The 15,942-nt window shown below is 69.6% G+C and carries 13 protein-coding genes; 10 read left to right on the forward strand and 3 right to left on the reverse strand.

Annotation, left to right across the window (positions count from 1 at the left end):
• Window positions 1-32 precede the first annotated feature (32 nt).
• Window positions 33-2,561, forward strand: coding sequence for a heavy metal translocating P-type ATPase (locus tag ACSHSS_RS11485; RefSeq protein WP_212160881.1), 2,529 nt, complete (start codon window positions 33-35; stop codon window positions 2,559-2,561).
• A 14-nt stretch (window positions 2,562-2,575) separates the two neighbouring features.
• The gene (locus tag ACSHSS_RS11490) at window positions 2,576-2,920 is read left to right on the forward strand and encodes a zinc ribbon domain-containing protein (RefSeq protein ID WP_206380833.1); all 345 of its coding nucleotides are present in this window, start codon (window positions 2,576-2,578) and stop codon (window positions 2,918-2,920) included.
• 24 nt (window positions 2,921-2,944) lie between these two features.
• Here ACSHSS_RS11490 and ACSHSS_RS11495 read toward each other — a convergent pair whose 3' ends face one another.
• Window positions 2,945-3,424 (reverse strand): AraC family transcriptional regulator, encoded by a 480-nt coding sequence (locus ACSHSS_RS11495; protein ID WP_088924998.1) that lies wholly within the window; start codon window positions 3,422-3,424, stop codon window positions 2,945-2,947.
• Window positions 3,425-3,741: 317 nt separating this feature from the next.
• Here ACSHSS_RS11495 and ACSHSS_RS11500 point away from each other — a divergent pair, with 317 nt between their 5' ends.
• From ACSHSS_RS11500 to eutC, 4 genes are all read left to right on the forward strand, one after another.
• On the forward strand, window positions 3,742-5,205 hold the full coding sequence (locus ACSHSS_RS11500) for a mechanosensitive ion channel (RefSeq protein WP_006401442.1): 1,464 nt from the start codon (window positions 3,742-3,744) through the stop codon (window positions 5,203-5,205).
• Window positions 5,206-5,412: 207 nt separating this feature from the next.
• Entirely contained in the window at window positions 5,413-6,798 is a 1,386-nt protein-coding gene (eat, locus tag ACSHSS_RS11505) for an ethanolamine permease (protein ID WP_006401441.1), read from the forward strand.
• A gap of 90 nt (window positions 6,799-6,888) precedes the next feature.
• Window positions 6,889-8,286, forward strand: a complete 1,398-nt coding sequence (locus ACSHSS_RS11510) for an ethanolamine ammonia-lyase subunit EutB (RefSeq protein ID WP_006414705.1) — start codon at window positions 6,889-6,891, stop codon at window positions 8,284-8,286.
• Window positions 8,283-9,089, forward strand: coding sequence for an ethanolamine ammonia-lyase subunit EutC (gene eutC, locus ACSHSS_RS11515; RefSeq protein WP_059784627.1), 807 nt, complete (start codon window positions 8,283-8,285; stop codon window positions 9,087-9,089). Before ACSHSS_RS11510 ends, eutC begins: the two co-directional genes overlap by 4 nt.
• Here the strand turns inward: eutC and ACSHSS_RS11520 are convergent.
• On the reverse strand, window positions 9,082-9,966 hold the full coding sequence (locus tag ACSHSS_RS11520) for a LysR family transcriptional regulator (RefSeq protein WP_212161066.1): 885 nt from the start codon (window positions 9,964-9,966) through the stop codon (window positions 9,082-9,084). The two genes, eutC and ACSHSS_RS11520, sit on opposite strands and share 8 nt — an antisense overlap.
• 143 nt (window positions 9,967-10,109) lie before the next feature.
• On the opposite strand from ACSHSS_RS11520, the gene ACSHSS_RS11525 reads away from it, so the two are divergent.
• Entirely contained in the window at window positions 10,110-11,702 is a 1,593-nt protein-coding gene (locus ACSHSS_RS11525; protein WP_212161070.1) for an MFS transporter, read from the forward strand.
• A gap of 45 nt (window positions 11,703-11,747) precedes the next feature.
• Here the strand turns inward: ACSHSS_RS11525 and ACSHSS_RS11530 are convergent, their stop codons facing one another.
• Window positions 11,748-12,344: a pyridoxamine 5'-phosphate oxidase family protein gene (locus ACSHSS_RS11530; protein ID WP_212161137.1), complete on the reverse strand. Its 597-nt coding sequence runs from the start codon at window positions 12,342-12,344 to the stop codon at window positions 11,748-11,750.
• 138 nt (window positions 12,345-12,482) lie between these two features.
• Between ACSHSS_RS11530 and exaC the strand changes: the two genes are divergently transcribed.
• The 3 genes from exaC to ACSHSS_RS11545 all read left to right on the forward strand — a co-directional run bounded on the left by exaC (window position 12,483) and on the right by ACSHSS_RS11545 (window position 15,922).
• A complete protein-coding gene (gene exaC, locus ACSHSS_RS11535) occupies window positions 12,483-14,009 on the forward strand; it encodes an acetaldehyde dehydrogenase ExaC (protein WP_006401434.1) in 1,527 nt (508 codons plus the stop codon).
• A 175-nt stretch (window positions 14,010-14,184) separates the two neighbouring features.
• Window positions 14,185-14,727 (forward strand): hypothetical protein, encoded by a 543-nt coding sequence (locus ACSHSS_RS11540; RefSeq protein ID WP_212161074.1) that lies wholly within the window; start codon window positions 14,185-14,187, stop codon window positions 14,725-14,727.
• 163 nt (window positions 14,728-14,890) lie between these two features.
• A complete protein-coding gene (locus ACSHSS_RS11545) occupies window positions 14,891-15,922 on the forward strand; it encodes a helix-turn-helix domain-containing protein (protein ID WP_212161084.1) in 1,032 nt (343 codons plus the stop codon).
• Window positions 15,923-15,942 lie beyond the last annotated feature (20 nt).

Genomic DNA, 15,942 nt, shown 5'->3' on the forward strand with positions numbered 1-15,942 from the left:
GTACACCGTCAAGTCATTGAAAGGAGAGCGTCATGAGCGACGCCCAGCGTCTGCGCGACCCGCGCGACGACACGGACGGCAGCGGCGCATGCTGCACCGGCCCGGCCCGCAGCGCGCCCGCGCAACGCACGGCCGGCGCAGCGCGCTGCGCGCATGGCGATGCAGCGTCGGGCGGCGCGTCGTCGCATGCGAGCAGTCGCGATCATGACGCCGCGCCGGCCGTCGGTACGGAGGCGCATCGCAAGCACGAGCATCACGCCGCGCACGGGCACGAGCATGACGAGGCCGGGCACGAGCACAACCACGCTCATCCGCACGACCACAGCCATGAGCACCGGCACGACCACGAGGACAGCTGCTGCGCGCCGCCCGCGCCGACGCTCGCCCCGCTGCCGGCCGCCGAGGCGACCGCAGCCGGCAACGTGCGCTCTGCGTTCCGCATCATGCAGATGGACTGTCCGACCGAGGAAACGCTGATCCGCAAGAAGCTCGGCGGAATGGACGAGGTGTCCGCGCTCGAATTCAACCTGATGCAGCGGATGCTGACGGTCGAACACGTGCCGGGCGCGCAGCCCGCGATCGAGCGCGCGATCCGCACGCTCGGGATGACGCCCGAGGCCGCATCGGCCGGCGCGCCGGCCTCGGCGGCGCCCGCCGAAGCGCCCGCGAAACCGTGGTGGCCGCTCGGGCTGGCCGGCGCGGCCGCGATCGCGTCCGAGGCGGCGAGCTGGGCCGGCCTGCCCGCGTGGTTGTCGGCGCTGCTCGCGATCGCGGCGGTGCTGAGCTGCGGGCTCACCACGTACCGCAAGGGCTGGATCGCGCTGCGCAACGGCAACCTGAACATCAACGCGCTGATGAGCATCGCGGTGACGGGCGCGATGGCGATCGGCCAGTGGCCGGAAGCGGCAATGGTGATGGTGCTGTTCACGATCGCCGAGCTGATCGAGGCGAAGTCGCTCGACCGAGCGCGCAACGCGATCCAGGGGCTGATGCGGCTCGCGCCGGATACCGCGACCGTGCAGGACGCGGACGGCACGTGGCGCACGATCGATGCCGCGCGCGTCGTGCTCGGCGCGATCGTGCGCGTGAAGCCCGGCGAGCGGATCGGGCTGGACGGCGAAGTGGTGTCCGGCCGCTCGACGGTGAACCAGGCGCCGATCACCGGCGAGAGTCTGCCGGTCGAGAAGGCGGTCGGCGACGCCGTGTACGCGGGCACGATCAACGAGTCGGGCTCGTTCGACTATCGCGTCACCGCGCTGGCGTCGAACTCGACGCTCGCGCGCATCATCCACGCGGTCGAGGAAGCGCAGGGCGCGAAGGCGCCGACGCAGCGCTTCGTCGACCGCTTCGCGCGCATCTATACGCCGATCGTGTTCGCGGTCGCGCTGCTGGTCGCCATCGCGCCGCCGCTCGTCGTCGGCGGCGCATGGCACGACTGGATCTATCGCGCGCTCGTGCTGCTCGTGATCGCCTGCCCGTGCGCGCTCGTGATCTCGACGCCGGTGACGATCGTGTCGGGGCTCGCCGCTGCCGCGCGGCGCGGAATTCTGGTCAAGGGCGGCGTCTATCTGGAAGAAGGGCGCAAGCTTGCATGGCTCGCGCTCGACAAGACCGGCACGATCACGCACGGCAAGCCGGTGCAGACCGATGTCGACGCGCACGCGGCCGACATCGATCTCTCTCGCGCGCGGCACCTCGCCGCGAGCCTCGCCGCGCGATCGGATCATCCGGTGTCGCAGGCAATCGCGGCGGCCGCGCGCGACGCGAACGCGCCGGCGTTCGCCGATGTGCAGGATTTCGAAGCGCTGCTCGGTCGCGGCGTGCGCGGCACGATCGACGGTGTGCGCTACTGGCTCGGCAATCACCGGCTCGTCGAGGAGCTCGAGCGCTGCTCGCCGGCACTCGAGGCGAAGCTCGATGCGCTCGAGCGGCAGGGCAAGAGCGTCGTGATGCTGATCGACGATGCGCGCGTGCTCGCGATCTTCGCCGTGGCCGACACGATCAAGGACACGAGCCGCGCGGCGATTGCCGATCTGCACGCGCTCGGTATCCGCACCGCGATGCTGACGGGCGACAACCCGCATACCGCGCAGGCGATCGCCGCGCAGGCCGGCATCGACGACGCACGCGGCAACCAGTTGCCGGAGGACAAGCTCGCGGCCGTCGACGAGCTCGCGCGCGGCGGCGCGGGTGCGGTCGGGATGGTCGGCGACGGGATCAACGACGCGCCGGCGCTCGCACGCGCCGATATCGGCTTCGCGATGGGCGCGATGGGCACCGACACCGCGATCGAGACGGCCGACGTCGCGCTGATGGACGACGACCTGCGCAAGATTCCCGCGTTCGTCCGGTTGTCGCGCGCGACACACCGCGTGCTCGTGCAGAACATCGGCTTCGCGCTCGGCGTGAAGCTCGTGTTTCTCGGGCTGACGGTCGCGGGGCTCGGCACGATGTGGATGGCCGTGTTCGCCGATGCGGGCGCGAGCCTGATCGTCGTCGGCAACGGGCTGCGGCTGTTGTCGAACGCACGCGCGTTCGGCGGCGCGCCGGCCGCACGCTGAGCGCGGCGGCGACGATGGACTGGCTCAAACGACTATTGCGCGGGCACGGCGACGGCCATCGCGCTACCCACGCCGATGGCGGCCATCACGGTCGCAATGGGCGCGGCGAGCACGGCGGCCATCGCGCTCCGGACGAACATCACGGCTGGGGTCGCGGGGCCGCGCATCGCGCGGATACGCACGCGTCGCCGCGCGACGTCATCTGCGCGACGTGCGGCGCAACGAATGCCGCCGGCGCGCGCTACTGCATCCGCTGCGGCAGCGTGCAGCGCGGTCGCGCCTGCGTGCGCTGCGAGGCAACGCTGCCCGCCGATGCGCGCTTTTGCCCCGCATGCGGCACGCGCGCAGATGCGAGCTGACGCCGAGGCGCCGGCGCGGCCGCCTCAACGCACCGGCACGTGAATTTCCGTCAGCAGATCCGCCGGCGCGGTATCGAGCGGCGTATTCAGATAGCGTTCGAACGGCGGCGCGGCGGCCGGCGCGCGACCCGCTTGCCGCAGCCCCTCGCCGTATAGCCATTGGTATGCCGCCTTCAGCTCCGCATACGGCCCCGTATGCAGCAGCACGGCATAATCGCCGCCCGCGATCGTCACGCGCTCCACGGGCGCATCGGGTTCGACGGCCGGCGCGCCGTCGGGCGGCACGATGCACGCCTGCGCGCGCAGCTGCGCCTCCGGAACCGTATCGGGATCGTCGTAGTAGATCCCGACCATCTTCGCGCCGCGCCCGATGAGCCCCTGACGTGCGGCCCACGCGCCGATCTGCGCGAACGCGTCGCCGATCTTCATGTACGCGCCGACATGCGCGACTGCATAACCGTGCTGCGCCGGCAGCCGACGGATTTCGACTTCGTGCTTGAACATCCGCTGTACTCCTTTTCATCGCGACGCGCACCGCGCGCGCTCGTCTGTACGCCTGTATCCGCGCGCCACGGTAGCACGACGCACCGTCGCCGCGCGCATGCCAACGCGTAGTCGCCGCCGATATTCCGCCCCTTTTTATATTTCGGCGAAAAGGGTCACGTCCCCACCGATCTATGATTAAAGTTAAAGACGGTGAAATCGGGTGAAGCCGTCATTTTTCTCGAGTAAGTTGCTTGAGCGGGAAAGCGCATCTTGTCGGAGTCCGCAGGGAGTGTGTCGAAGTCCAATCACAACGCACGTTTTCGGGAGAACAAGAAATGGATGCTTCCAGCTTCATTACGTCGCTGCAGACCACGCTAGGGGGATATCTGCCGAAGATCGCCGGTGCGATCGGCATTCTGGTGATCGGCTGGCTGATCGCGGTCATCGTGCGGGCCGGTGCGCTGCGCCTGCTCGGTGCGCTGAAGGTCGATCAGCGAATCACCGAAAGCACCGGGCAGGGCGCGTGCGTCGAGCGCATCGTCGCCGGCGGGCTGTTCTGGCTCGTGCTGCTCGTCACCGCGGTGGGCATCTTCAACGTGCTCAACCTCTATGCGGTGTCCAACCCGTTCTCGCTGCTCGTCACGCACATCGTCGACTATCTGCCGAACCTGATCGGCGGCGCGGCGCTGACGCTCGTCGCGTGGCTGATCGCGTCGCTGCTGCGTAGCATCGCGAATCGTGCGCTGAAGGCGAGCAAGGTCGACGACAAGCTGTCCGGCAGCGCCGGCATGCAGCCGATGAGCGGCTATCTCGGCGACGTGCTGTTCTGGCTCGTGATCCTGATGTTCCTGCCCGCGATCCTGTCGGCGTTCGCGCTGTCGGGGCTGCTGTCGCCGGTGCAGGGAATGATCGACCGGCTGCTCGCGATCGTGCCGAACCTGTTCGCGGCCGCGGTGATCGGCGTGGTCGGCTGGATCGTCGCGCGCGTGCTGCGCGGCCTTGTGACGAACCTGCTCGTCGCGGCCGGCGCCGACCGCCTCACGCAGCGCCTCGACAGCCCTGCGCCCGTCCGCGTGTCGAGCCTCGTCGGCACGATCGTCTATGTGTTCGTGTTCGTGCCGACGCTGATCTCGGCGCTCGACGCGCTGAAGATCGACGCGATCTCGGTGCCCGCGACGAACATGCTGAACGAGTTCCTGAGCGCGGTGCCGGACATCGTCGCGGCGATCGTGATCGTGCTCGTCACGTTCTATTTCGCGCGCTTCGTCGCGGCGCTCGCGCAGCGGCTGCTCGAGGCGGCCGGCGCGGACGGGCTGCCGGCCGTGCTCGGCGTCGAGCGCGTGTTCAGCGGCATGCTGCAGCCGTCGGTGCTCGTCGCGCGGCTGATCGTGTTCTTCGCGATGCTGTTCGCGGCGGTCGAAGCGGCGAACCGGCTCGGCTTCACGCAGGTGCGCGACGTCGTCACGCTGTTCATCGAATTCGGCGGCCACGTGCTGACGGGCGGCGTGATCCTCGTGATCGGCGTGTGGCTCGCGGGCCTCGCGCGCCGCGTGATCGAGCAGGCCGACCGCGAGCACAGCGTGCTGTTCGCGCGCATCGCACAGTTCGCGATTCTCGGCCTCGTGTTCGCGATGGGGCTGCGCGCGATGGGGATCGCGAACGAGATCGTGCAGCTCGCGTTCGGCCTCGTGCTCGGCGCGATCGCGGTGGCCGTCGCGCTGTCGTTCGGCCTCGGCGGCCGCGAGGCGGCCGGCAAGCTGCTCGATCGCTGGTTCAACCAGCGCGGCGGCGGTCAGTAAGCGCGTCGATCGCGTGCGGCCGCGCCCGGTCGGGCGCGGTCGGGCACGGTTGGTCGGGCCACCAGTCGCGCGGCGCGGCCGGCGTTTCCGTCAGCGAAACGTCGGCCGCCGTCTTTGCCGAATTTCGATAACACGTCGAATAATGACTCTCTAGCATCGATTCTCAGTTGCGCGGGCCGCACGCCTCGCGCTTTTGAGGAGAGTCCGATGAAAGCAGAGTCGAAAGGCCAGCCCGCGCTGCAGCAGACGCTCGGCACCTGGCAACTGTGGGGCATCGCGGTCGGCCTCGTGATCTCCGGCGAATACTTCGGCTGGAGCTACGGCTGGGCCAGCGCCGGCACGCTGGGTTTCGTGATCACCGCGCTGTTCGTCGCGGCGATGTATACGACCTTCATCTTCAGCTTCACCGAACTGACGACGTCGATCCCGCATGCGGGCGGCCCGTTCGCGTACGCGCGCCGCGCGTTCGGCCCGACCGGCGGCTATCTGGCCGGCGCCGCGACGCTCGTCGAGTTCGTGTTCGCGCCGCCCGCGATCGCGCTCGCGATCGGCGCGTATCTGCATGTGCAGTTTCCGGGGCTCGAACCGAAACACGCGGCGATGGGCGCCTATCTCGTGTTCATGGCGCTGAACATCGTCGGCGTGCAGATCGCCGCCACCTTCGAACTGGTCGTCACGCTGCTCGCGATCTTCGAATTGCTCGTGTTCATGGGCGTCGTGTCGCCGGGCTTCGCGTGGAGCAATTTCACGAAGGGCGGCTGGGCGGGCGCCGACCATTTCAGCGTCGGCGCATTCCACGGGATGTTCGCGGCGATCCCGTTCGCGATCTGGTTCTTTCTCGCGATCGAAGGCGTCGCGATGGCGGCCGAGGAAGCGAAGAATCCGAAGCGCTCGATTCCGGTCGCGTACGTCGCGGGGATCCTCACGCTCGTCGCGCTCGCGATCGGCGTGATGGTGTTCGCGGGCGGCGCCGGCGACTGGACCAAGCTCGCGAACATCAACGACCCGCTGCCGCAGGCGATGAAGTACATCGTCGGCGCGAACAGCGGCTGGATGCACATGCTCGTCTGGCTCGGGCTGTTCGGGCTCGTTGCGTCGTTCCACGGGATCATCCTCGGCTATTCGCGCCAGATCTTCGCGCTTGCTCGCGAAGGCTACCTGCCGGAATGGCTCGCGAAGGTCCATCCGCGCTTTCGCACGCCTTACCGCGCGATTCTCGCCGGCGGCGTGGTCGGCATCGCGGCGATCTACAGCGATGAACTGATCCAGTTCGGCGGGCAGACGCTGACCGCGAATATCGTGACGATGTCGGTGTTCGGTGCGATCGTGATGTATATCGTCAGCATGGCCGCGCTGTTCAAGCTGCGCCGTTCGCAGCCGAACCTCGCGCGGCCGTTCCGTGCGCCGCTGTATCCGCTGTTTCCGGCGTTCGCGATCGTGGCGGCGCTCGTCTGTCTCGGTACGATGGTGTACTTCAACGGCCTCGTCGCGCTGGTGTTCGTCGTGTTCCTCGCGCTCGGCTACGCGTACTTCCTCGCGACGCGCGCGCAGCGCGCCGCGAACGCACCGGCCGACGCGCTGCTGGAGGATTGAGCATGACGAAGCTGAACGGCCGTTTCTGACGGCATCGGCGCGCCCGGCCGCAGCGGGCGCGCCGCCGGTTTTTGCAAGGAGACACGCACGATGTCCTATACGGAGACGATCGGTTCGCGCACCTACCGCTTCGCGGACCTGAAGACGCTGCTCGCCAAGGCAAGCCCGCTGCGTTCCGGCGATCAGCTCGCGGGCGTCGCGGCGGCGAGCGAGGAGGAGCGCGTCGCCGCGAAGATCGCACTTGCCGGCGTGCCGCTGCGCGCGTTTCTCAACGAAGCCGTGATTCCGTACGAGGCCGACGAAGTCACGCGGCTGATCGTCGACGATCACGATGCGCACGCGTTCGCCGAGATTGCGCACCTGACGGTCGGCGATTTCCGCAACTGGCTACTCTCGCCCGCCGCCGACGGCGCGGCACTCGAACGGATCGCGCCGGGCCTCACGCCCGAGATGGTCGCGGCGGTGTCGAAGCTGATGCGCAACCAGGATCTGATCGCGGCCGCGCGCAAGCGCCGCGTCGTCACGCGCTTTCGCAACACGGTCGGGCTGCCGGGCCGCATGTCGGTGCGGCTGCAGCCAAATCATCCGACCGACGACGTGAAGGGGATCGCCGCGTCGATGCTCGACGGGCTGATGTACGGCTGCGGCGATGCGATGATCGGCATCAACCCGGCCACCGACAGCCTCGCGGCGATCGTGAAGCTGCTCGCGATGATCGACGCGTTTCGCGAGCGCTACCGCGTGCCGACGCAATCGTGCGTGCTCACGCACGTGACGAACACGATCGCGGCGATCGAGAAGGGCGCGCCGGTCGATCTCGTGTTCCAGTCGATCGCGGGCACCGAACAGGCCAATGCGAGCTTCGGGATCTCGCTCGCGCTGCTTGCCGAGGCGCGCGAAGCGGCGCTGTCGCTCAAGCGCGGCACGGTCGGCGACAACCTGATGTATTTCGAGACCGGGCAGGGCAGCGCGCTGTCGGCGAACGCCCATCACGGCGTCGACCAGCAGACCTGCGAAGTGCGCGCGTACGCGGTCGCGCGCAAGTTCGAGCCGTTCCTCGTCAACACGGTCGTCGGGTTCATCGGGCCCGAATACCTGTACGACGGCAAGCAGATCATCCGCGCGGGGCTCGAGGACCACTTCTGCGGCAAGCTGCTCGGCGTGCCGATGGGCTGCGACATCTGCTACACGAACCATGCGGAAGCCGATCAGGACGACATGGACAACCTGCTCACGCTGCTCGGCGCGGCCGGCATCAACTTCATCATGGGGATTCCCGGCGCGGACGACGTGATGCTGAACTATCAGAGCACGTCGTTTCACGATCAGCTGTACGTGCGCGAGGTGCTGGGCTTGCGCCGCGCGCCCGAATTCGAGGAGTGGCTGGAGACGATGGAGATCGCCGATGCGCACGGCGTGCTGCGCACGGCGACGTCGCGCGTGCCGCTGCTCGCGGGCGCGAACGACTGGATGGGGCTATCCGCATGAGCGATGCCGTCGAAAAGAATCCGTGGAGCGAGCTGAAGTCGTTCACGAATGCGCGGATCGCGCTCGGCCGCGCGGGCAGCAGCCTGCCGACCGCGCCGCTGCTCGCCTTCAACCTCTCGCATGCGCAGGCGCGCGACGCCGTGCATCAGCCGCTCGACGCCGATGCGCTGCGGCGCGAGCTCGACGCGGCCGGCTTCGCGACGCTCGGCGTGCAAAGCGCGGCGCCCGATCGCCAGCATTACCTGCGCCGGCCCGATCTCGGCCGCAAGCTGTCCGACGACGGCCGTGCGCTGCTCGCCGGCTACGGCGCCGCGCTCGACGATGCGCCCGATATCGTGTTCGTCGTCGGAGACGGGCTGTCGGCGTTCGCGGCCGCGAAGCAGGCGGTGCCGCTGCTGCGCGCGGTGCGCCCGCGGCTCGAGGCCGACGGCTGGCAGATCGGGCCCGTGATCGTCGCGACGCAGGCGCGCGTCGCGCTCGGTGACGAAATCGGCGAGCTGCTGCGCGCGAAACTGGTCGCGGTGCTGATCGGCGAGCGGCCGGGCCTCAGTTCGCCGGACAGTCTCGGCGTGTATCTGACGTGGGCGCCGAAGGTCGGCTGCCACGACGCGCAGCGCAATTGCATCTCCAACGTGCGGCCCGAAGGGCTGTCGTACGACGCGGCCGCGCACAAGCTGCACTACCTCGTCACGCATGCGCGCCGGCTCGGGCTGACGGGCGTCGGGCTCAAGGACGACAGCGACGCGCTGCTGCCTGCCGCGCAGCCGGAGCGCATCGGCGCGGCCTGCGATCCCGCTACTTGAACAGCCGCTCGCAGAGAAAGTCGACGAACACGCGCAGCTTCGGCGACAACTGCCGGCTCGACGGCCAGACGATCGAGAACTGGCCCGGCGCGATCCGGTAGTCGTCGAGCACGGTGACGAGTGCGCCGCGCTCGAGCGCATCGCGCGCAAGAAAGTCCGGCATGTAGCCGATGCCGAGCCCCGCGAGCACCGCGCCGCGCAGCGCTTCCATGTTGTTGCACGTCATCGCGGTGCGCAGCTTCAGCGGCGTGCCGTCGTCCGCGGCGAGCGCCCAGTCCTGCAGCTTGCCCGTGGTCGGGAAGCAGTAGCGCACGCAGTCGTGCGTTTCGAGATCGCACGGCGCGCGCGGCGTGCCGGCCCGCGCGAGATACGCGGGCGTCGCGCACAGCACGAACGCGAACGGGCCGAGCCGCCGCGACATCAGGCTCGAATCGGATAGCGGCCCGCTACGGATCACCGCATCGAACCCGCCTTCGACGACGTCGACCATCCGGTCGTTGAAATCCAGATCGAGCTCGACGTCCGGATAGCGCTGCCTGAATTCCGGCAGCACCGGCAGCAGGAACCGGTAGCCGATCACCGGCAGGCTCACGCGCAGCTTGCCGCGCGGGCGCTGCGTGGATGCCGTCACGGTCGCCTCCGCGTCGCGAAGATCCTCGAGGATGCGCTGGCAGCGCTCGTAGAAATGCCGCCCTTCGTCGGTCAGCGTGATGCGGCGCGTGGTGCGGTTGAACAGCCGCACGCCGAGCGACTGCTCGAGCCGCGCGATCGTCTTGCCGACCGCCGACGCCGAGATGCCGAGCGTACGGCCGGCCGCGACGAAGCTCAGCGCGTCGGCGGCGCGCACGAAGGCGACGATGCCGTTCAGGTTGTCCATCGACGAAGCACGCTCCAGTGAAGGCAGATTGCGGAATTCTAGTCCGTTATATGCGGAGCTTCGCGTGGTTTTTCGCGGATTGGATCGGATTTATCTTGTGTCGCGTTGCCGGCGCCGATGCGCCGGCTTTTCGAGGAGCGATGATGGATCAACCGTTTTCCGCGGTATCGCCGCGTCGGCGCGCGCTCGTGCTGTTCGCGGTCTGCGCGGCCGCCGTCGCGTTGCCGCTGTCGTTTTCCGGCGGCGCCGTCGCGACGCCGGCGATCGGCCGCGACCTGCACGGCAGCGCGGTCGCGATGAACTGGATCACGAACGCGTTCATGCTCGCGTTCGGCAGTTTCCTGATGGCGGCCGGCGCGCTGGCCGACCAGTTCGGCCGCAAGCGCGTGTTCGCGGCCGGCGTCGGCGGCTTCACGCTGATGTCGGTCGCGCTCGCGTTCGCGCCGTCGATGCTCGCCGTCGACCTGCTGCGCGCGGCGCAAGGGCTCGCGGCGGCGGCCGCGCTGGCCGGCGGCACGGCCGCGCTCGCGCAGACGTTCGACGGCGCCGAACGCACGCGCGCGTTCAGCCTGCTCGGCACGACCTTCGGGATCGGGCTCGCGTTCGGGCCGGTGACGGCGGGCTGGCTGATCGAGCACTACGGCTGGCGCGCGATCTTCGTGACGGGCGCGCTGGCCGGCGCGCTGTCGCTCGCGTTCGGGCTGCCGCGCATGCAGGAGTCGCGCGACCCGCACGCGACGGGGCTCGACTGGCCGGGCACGGTCGCGTTCACGGCCGCGCTGACGCTGTTCACGTTCGGCGTGATCGAAGCGCCCGCACGCGGCTGGACGGCGCCGCTCGTCGTCGCACTGTTGGCCGGTGCGGCACTGGGCGCGGCGGCGTTCGTCGCGATCGAGACGCGCGTCGCGCGGCCGATGCTCGATCTGTCGCTGTTCCGGATTCCGCGTTTCGTCGGCGTGCAGGCGCTGCCGATCTCGACGTGTTGCTGCTACATCGTGCTGCTCGTCGTGCTGCCGCTGCGCTTCATCGGGATCGACGGCTTCAGCGAGATCGACGCGGGCTGGCTGATGCTCGCGATCTCCGCGCCGATGCTCGTCGTGCCGATCGCGGCCGCGACGCTCACGCGCTGGTGGCCGGCCGGCATCGTCTCGGGGCTCGGGCTGCTCGTCGCGGCGGCCGGCCTCATGTGGCTCGACGTTGCGCTGCGCGGCGGCGCGGGCCCGGCCGCGATCGCGCCGATGGTCGCGATCGGCATCGGGGCCGGGATGCCGTGGGGACTGATGGACGGGCTCTCGGTGAGCGTCGTGCCGAAGGAGCGCGCGGGGATGGCGACCGGCATTTTCAGCACGACGCGCGTGGCCGGCGAGGGTATCGCGCTCGCGATCGTCGGCGCGCTGCTCGCGGCACTCGCGCATGGCGGGCTGCAACGCGCGGCGCCCGGCGCGCCGTCCGACGCCGTGCTGCACGCCGCCGCGCGGCTCGCGACCGGCGATCTCGCCGGCGCGGCGGCCGCGCTGCCGGGCGTCGACCGCGCGGTGCTGCTCGCGAGCTACACGCATGCGTTCGACCGCCTGCTGATCGCGCTCGCGATCGTCACCGTGCTGTGCGCGGCGATCGTGTTCGCGTTTCTCGGTGCGCGGCAGACCGCCGACGGCACGCACGCCGACACGCACGCGAGCCTGCCGCCGAATCGCCGCGCGCGGCGGCCGGCGTGTGCGGACACGAACGGCCGCTGAGCGGCGCGGCCCGTTGCGCGGCGCCGCGCACGCGCGTGCGGCGCGTCACGCGAGTACGAGCGGCGGCAGCGTCGCGTCGGTGCGCGGCTGCGCGCACTCGACGTCGACGATCACATAGCGCCGCGCATCCGGCCACAGCGCGGAGAAGCGTCCCGCGTCTTCGTCGATCGTCGCGCGTCCCTGCACGAGCCACGTCGTCTGCCGGACGAAATCGACGAACAGCAGCGCGATCGCCGGGTTCACCAGTAAATTCCCGATCGTATTGAACAGGTTGTTGCCCGCGAAGTCGGGCAGCACGAGCGTGCGTGCGTCGACGCACGTGACGAGCGGCGTGGGGCTGCCGTCGGCGCGCGGCTGCCGGCCGCGATACGAGCAGTCGCTGTTGCCGGCGTCGTCGGAGGTCGCGACGATCAGGAACGCCTGTTCGTGGATGAACGCGATCGCGTCGTCGGTCAGCGGGGCGGGTGCATGCATGGAACGAATCGGCGCGGCGGCCGGAGAAGGACGATGCGCGATGCATACGCAAGCCGCATGCCACGCGATCGCGGCCGGCACGCAGGCGCGCGTTGTGAAAATTCCGAACACCGCGCGCCCGTGCTGCGCAGCCGCGGTGTTCAGTTTCGACACAGTCGCGTAGCGCATGCGCGGCGGCGCGCCGCGCGCCGCATTGCGCGCACGTGCCGGCGCGACGCCGCGATCGGATGGCATGCATGTTGCGTAAACGTCGACGCGCAATCCAACCGGCGCTGCACTCACAAGCACGATGAACAGGAGACATGTATGAACCCGTTTGACCTGAAGCAACTGGGCCTCGACGTCGAGTATCCGTATCGTCAGCAGTACGACAACTACATCGGCGGCAAGTGGGTTCCGCCCGTGAAGGGCGAGTATTTCGAGAACGTGTCGCCGATCAACGGCCAGCCGTTCTGCCGCGTGCCGCGCTCGGGCGCCGACGACATCGAGCTCGCGCTCGACGCCGCGCACGCCGCGCGCCGCAAGTGGGGCAAGACGTCCGTGGCCGAGCGCGCGAACCTGCTGCTCGCGGCCGCCGACCGCATGGAAAAGAACCTGAAGCTGCTCGCCGTCGCGGAAACGATCGACAACGGCAAGCCGCTGCGCGAGACGATGGCGGCCGACCTGCCGCTCGCGATCGACCACTTCCGCTATTTCGCGGGCTGCATCCGCGCGCAGGAAGGCGGGATCTCCGAGATCGACGACAACACGGTCGCGTATCACTTCCACGAGCCGGCCGGTGTCGTCGGCCAGATCATTCCGTGGAACTTCCCGTTGCTGATGGCCGCATGGAAGCTCGCGCCGGCGCTCGCGGCCGGCTGCTGTGTCGTGATGAAGCCGGCCGAGCAGACGCCCGCGTCGGTGCTCGTGCTGATGGAGCTGATCGGCGATCTGTTCCCGCCGGGCGCGGTCAACATCGTGAACGGCTTCGGCAAGGAAGCGGGCGAAGCGCTCGCAACGAGCAAGCGGATCGCGAAGATCGCGTTCACGGGCTCGACGCCGGTCGGCAAGCACATCCTGCATGCGGCGGCCGACAGCCTGATCCCGTCGACGGTCGAACTGGGCGGCAAGAGCCCGAACGTGTTCTTCGCCGACGTGCTCGACCAGGACGACGCGTTCCTCGACAAGGCGCTCGAAGGGCTCGCGATGTTCGCGCTGAACCAGGGCGAGGTGTGCACGTGTCCGTCGCGGATCCTGATCCAGGAATCGATCTACGACCGCTTCATCGAGAAGGCCGTCGCGCGCGTCGAGCGCATCAAGGCCGGCCATCCGCTCGACATGCAGACGATGATCGGCGCGCAGGCGTCGCAGCAGCAGCTCGACAAGATCCTCTCGTACATCGACATCGGCCGCGGCGAAGGCGCGCAGTGCCTGACGGGCGGCGAACGCACGGCGCCGGCCGCCGAACTGAACACCGGCTATTACGTGAAGCCGACGATGCTGCTCGGCAACAACAAGATGCGCGTGTTCCAGGAGGAGATCTTCGGGCCGGTCGCGTCGGTGATGACGTTCAAGGACGAGCAGGAAGCGATCGAACTCGCGAACGACACGTTCTACGGGCTCGGCGCCGGCGTGTGGACGCGCAACGGCACGCGCGCGTACCGCATGGGCCGCGAGATCGAGGCGGGCCGCGTCTGGACGAACTGCTATCACCTGTATCCGGCGCACGCGGCGTTCGGCGGCTACAAGCAGTCGGGCATCGGCCGCGAGACGCACAAGATGGCGCTGTCGAACTATCAGCAGACGAAGTGCCTGCTGGTCAGCTATCAGGCGGAAGCGCTCGGCTTCTTCTGATCGCCGCCACGCGGGCGCGGACGCGCGGGCGCACGTCGGGCAGCCGGCGGCGCGCCCGGCCGTCTCGCGATCGCGCCGCCTATCCGAAAACCCGGCGCAGGCCGCACCGCAACGCGTTGCAGCCTGCGCCGGCCACGACTTCGGCCGCCGCCTGCGCGCGGCGGTCCCATCCGACATGACAGACACGCCCCGTTCGCGACATCCGGTATTTCATGCAGGCGAGCTCGACGCGCATCGCCGGTTCGGCGTCGCCGACGAAGCCGAACGGATGAGCGACGTCGTGACGACGCGGCTCAGCATCGGCGTGCGGCAATTCGTCGAGACGCAGCCGTTCATGTTCGTCGGCACGAGCAGCGGCGGCGGCGCGTCGCTCGTCTGCGACATCGTGCAGGGCGGCCGCGATCCGGACGGCGAGCTGCTGCCCGTCGTTCGCGTGATCGATACGAAGACGCTGCGGTTCGCGCTGCCCGCCCAGAGCGGCGCGTGCCGGATCGATGCGGCGCGATGTAACGGCAGCGGGATCGGGCTGCTGTTCGTCGATTTCGTGCGCGCGATCCGCTACCGGATCAACGGCCGCGCGACGCTGCGCACCGATCTGTCCGACGCGGACGCCGCCCCTTGGGCGGCCGGCAGCCCGATCGTCGAACTCGCCGTCGCGCAGGCGTACGGTAACTGCAGCACGCGCGTCGTGCGACTGCAGCCGGCCGCCAGCCGGTGAGCGCGCCGCGATGCACGCGCGCACCGTGGCGGTGCGGCCGACGCGTGCTCCGGGCGGGCGTACGCCGCGCGCAGCGTTGAATCTCGGGCGTGGCCGCCTCGCGCGCGGTTCGGCACGGGACTTGCGTGACCGACGCGGTTCCGGCAGGTGAAGGAGAAGCACGATGGATGCACGACAGACACGTCACGACGAACCGACGGCCGAAGACACGCAGCGCAGCGCGCACGGCGACGATGCGTCGGCCGGGCAGGCGGTCGTCAGCGTCGCGCACGACGCGGACGAGCAGGCGCGCAACCTGATCGGCTGGCGACAGACCTACGACCAGCTCGCGGCGGGCCGCTTCGTCGGCACGCTGACCGAGCTGCCGCTCGACACGATGAAACTGTTTCGCGAATCGACGAGCCATGTGCTGCGCCAGGCGTGCGAAGTGCGCGGCGACGCGTACTGGTTCGGCATTCCGCTCGCCGGCGACGGCACCGCGCGCGTCGACGCATGCCGGATCGGCCCCGGCGCGCTCGCGTTCCGGCCCGGCAACGTCGAATTCGAATTGCTGACGCCCGCGCAGTTTTCGATCTACGGCGTCGTCGTGCGCGGCGAGGTGCTGCGCCGCTATGCCGAGCAGGTCGAACATCGCGCGCTCGACGAGCGGCTGTTCGCCCAGCGCGTGATCCGGATCGGCGATGCGCGGCTCGCGCGCCTGTGCGCGCTGCTCGGCCGCCGGCTCGACGGCGCGGCGGCCGGCGGCGGCCAGTTGCCCGGCGCGCAGCGCGATGCGCTGCAGGCCGAGGTGCTGGCCGCGCTGTTCGACGCCTGCGCGCAGCCGGGCGACGATGGCAGCGGCGCTGCGCCCTCGACGCGGCGCTGGATCGTCGAGCAGGCGCGCGACTACGTGCTGGCGCATCGCACGCGGCCGGTCGGCGTGCCGGAACTGTGCGAGCAGCTCCACGTGAGCCGCCGCACGCTGCAGTACTGCTTCCAGGACGTGCTCGGCATGGCGCCCGCGTCGTATCTGCGCGCACTGCGGCTGAACGGCGCGCGGCGCGATCTGTGCGGCCGCGCGGCCGGCTCGGTGCAGGATGTCGCGGAAGCGTGGGGATTCTGGCATCTGAGCCAGTTCGCGACCGATTACCGACGGCTGTTCGGCAAGCGGCCCTCCGATACGCTGCGCGAGCGCGACGCGCTCGCCGCGGGGTGATGCACGCGCGGGCGCGCGTA

This window comes from Burkholderia sp. BC1 (assembly GCF_052683555.1).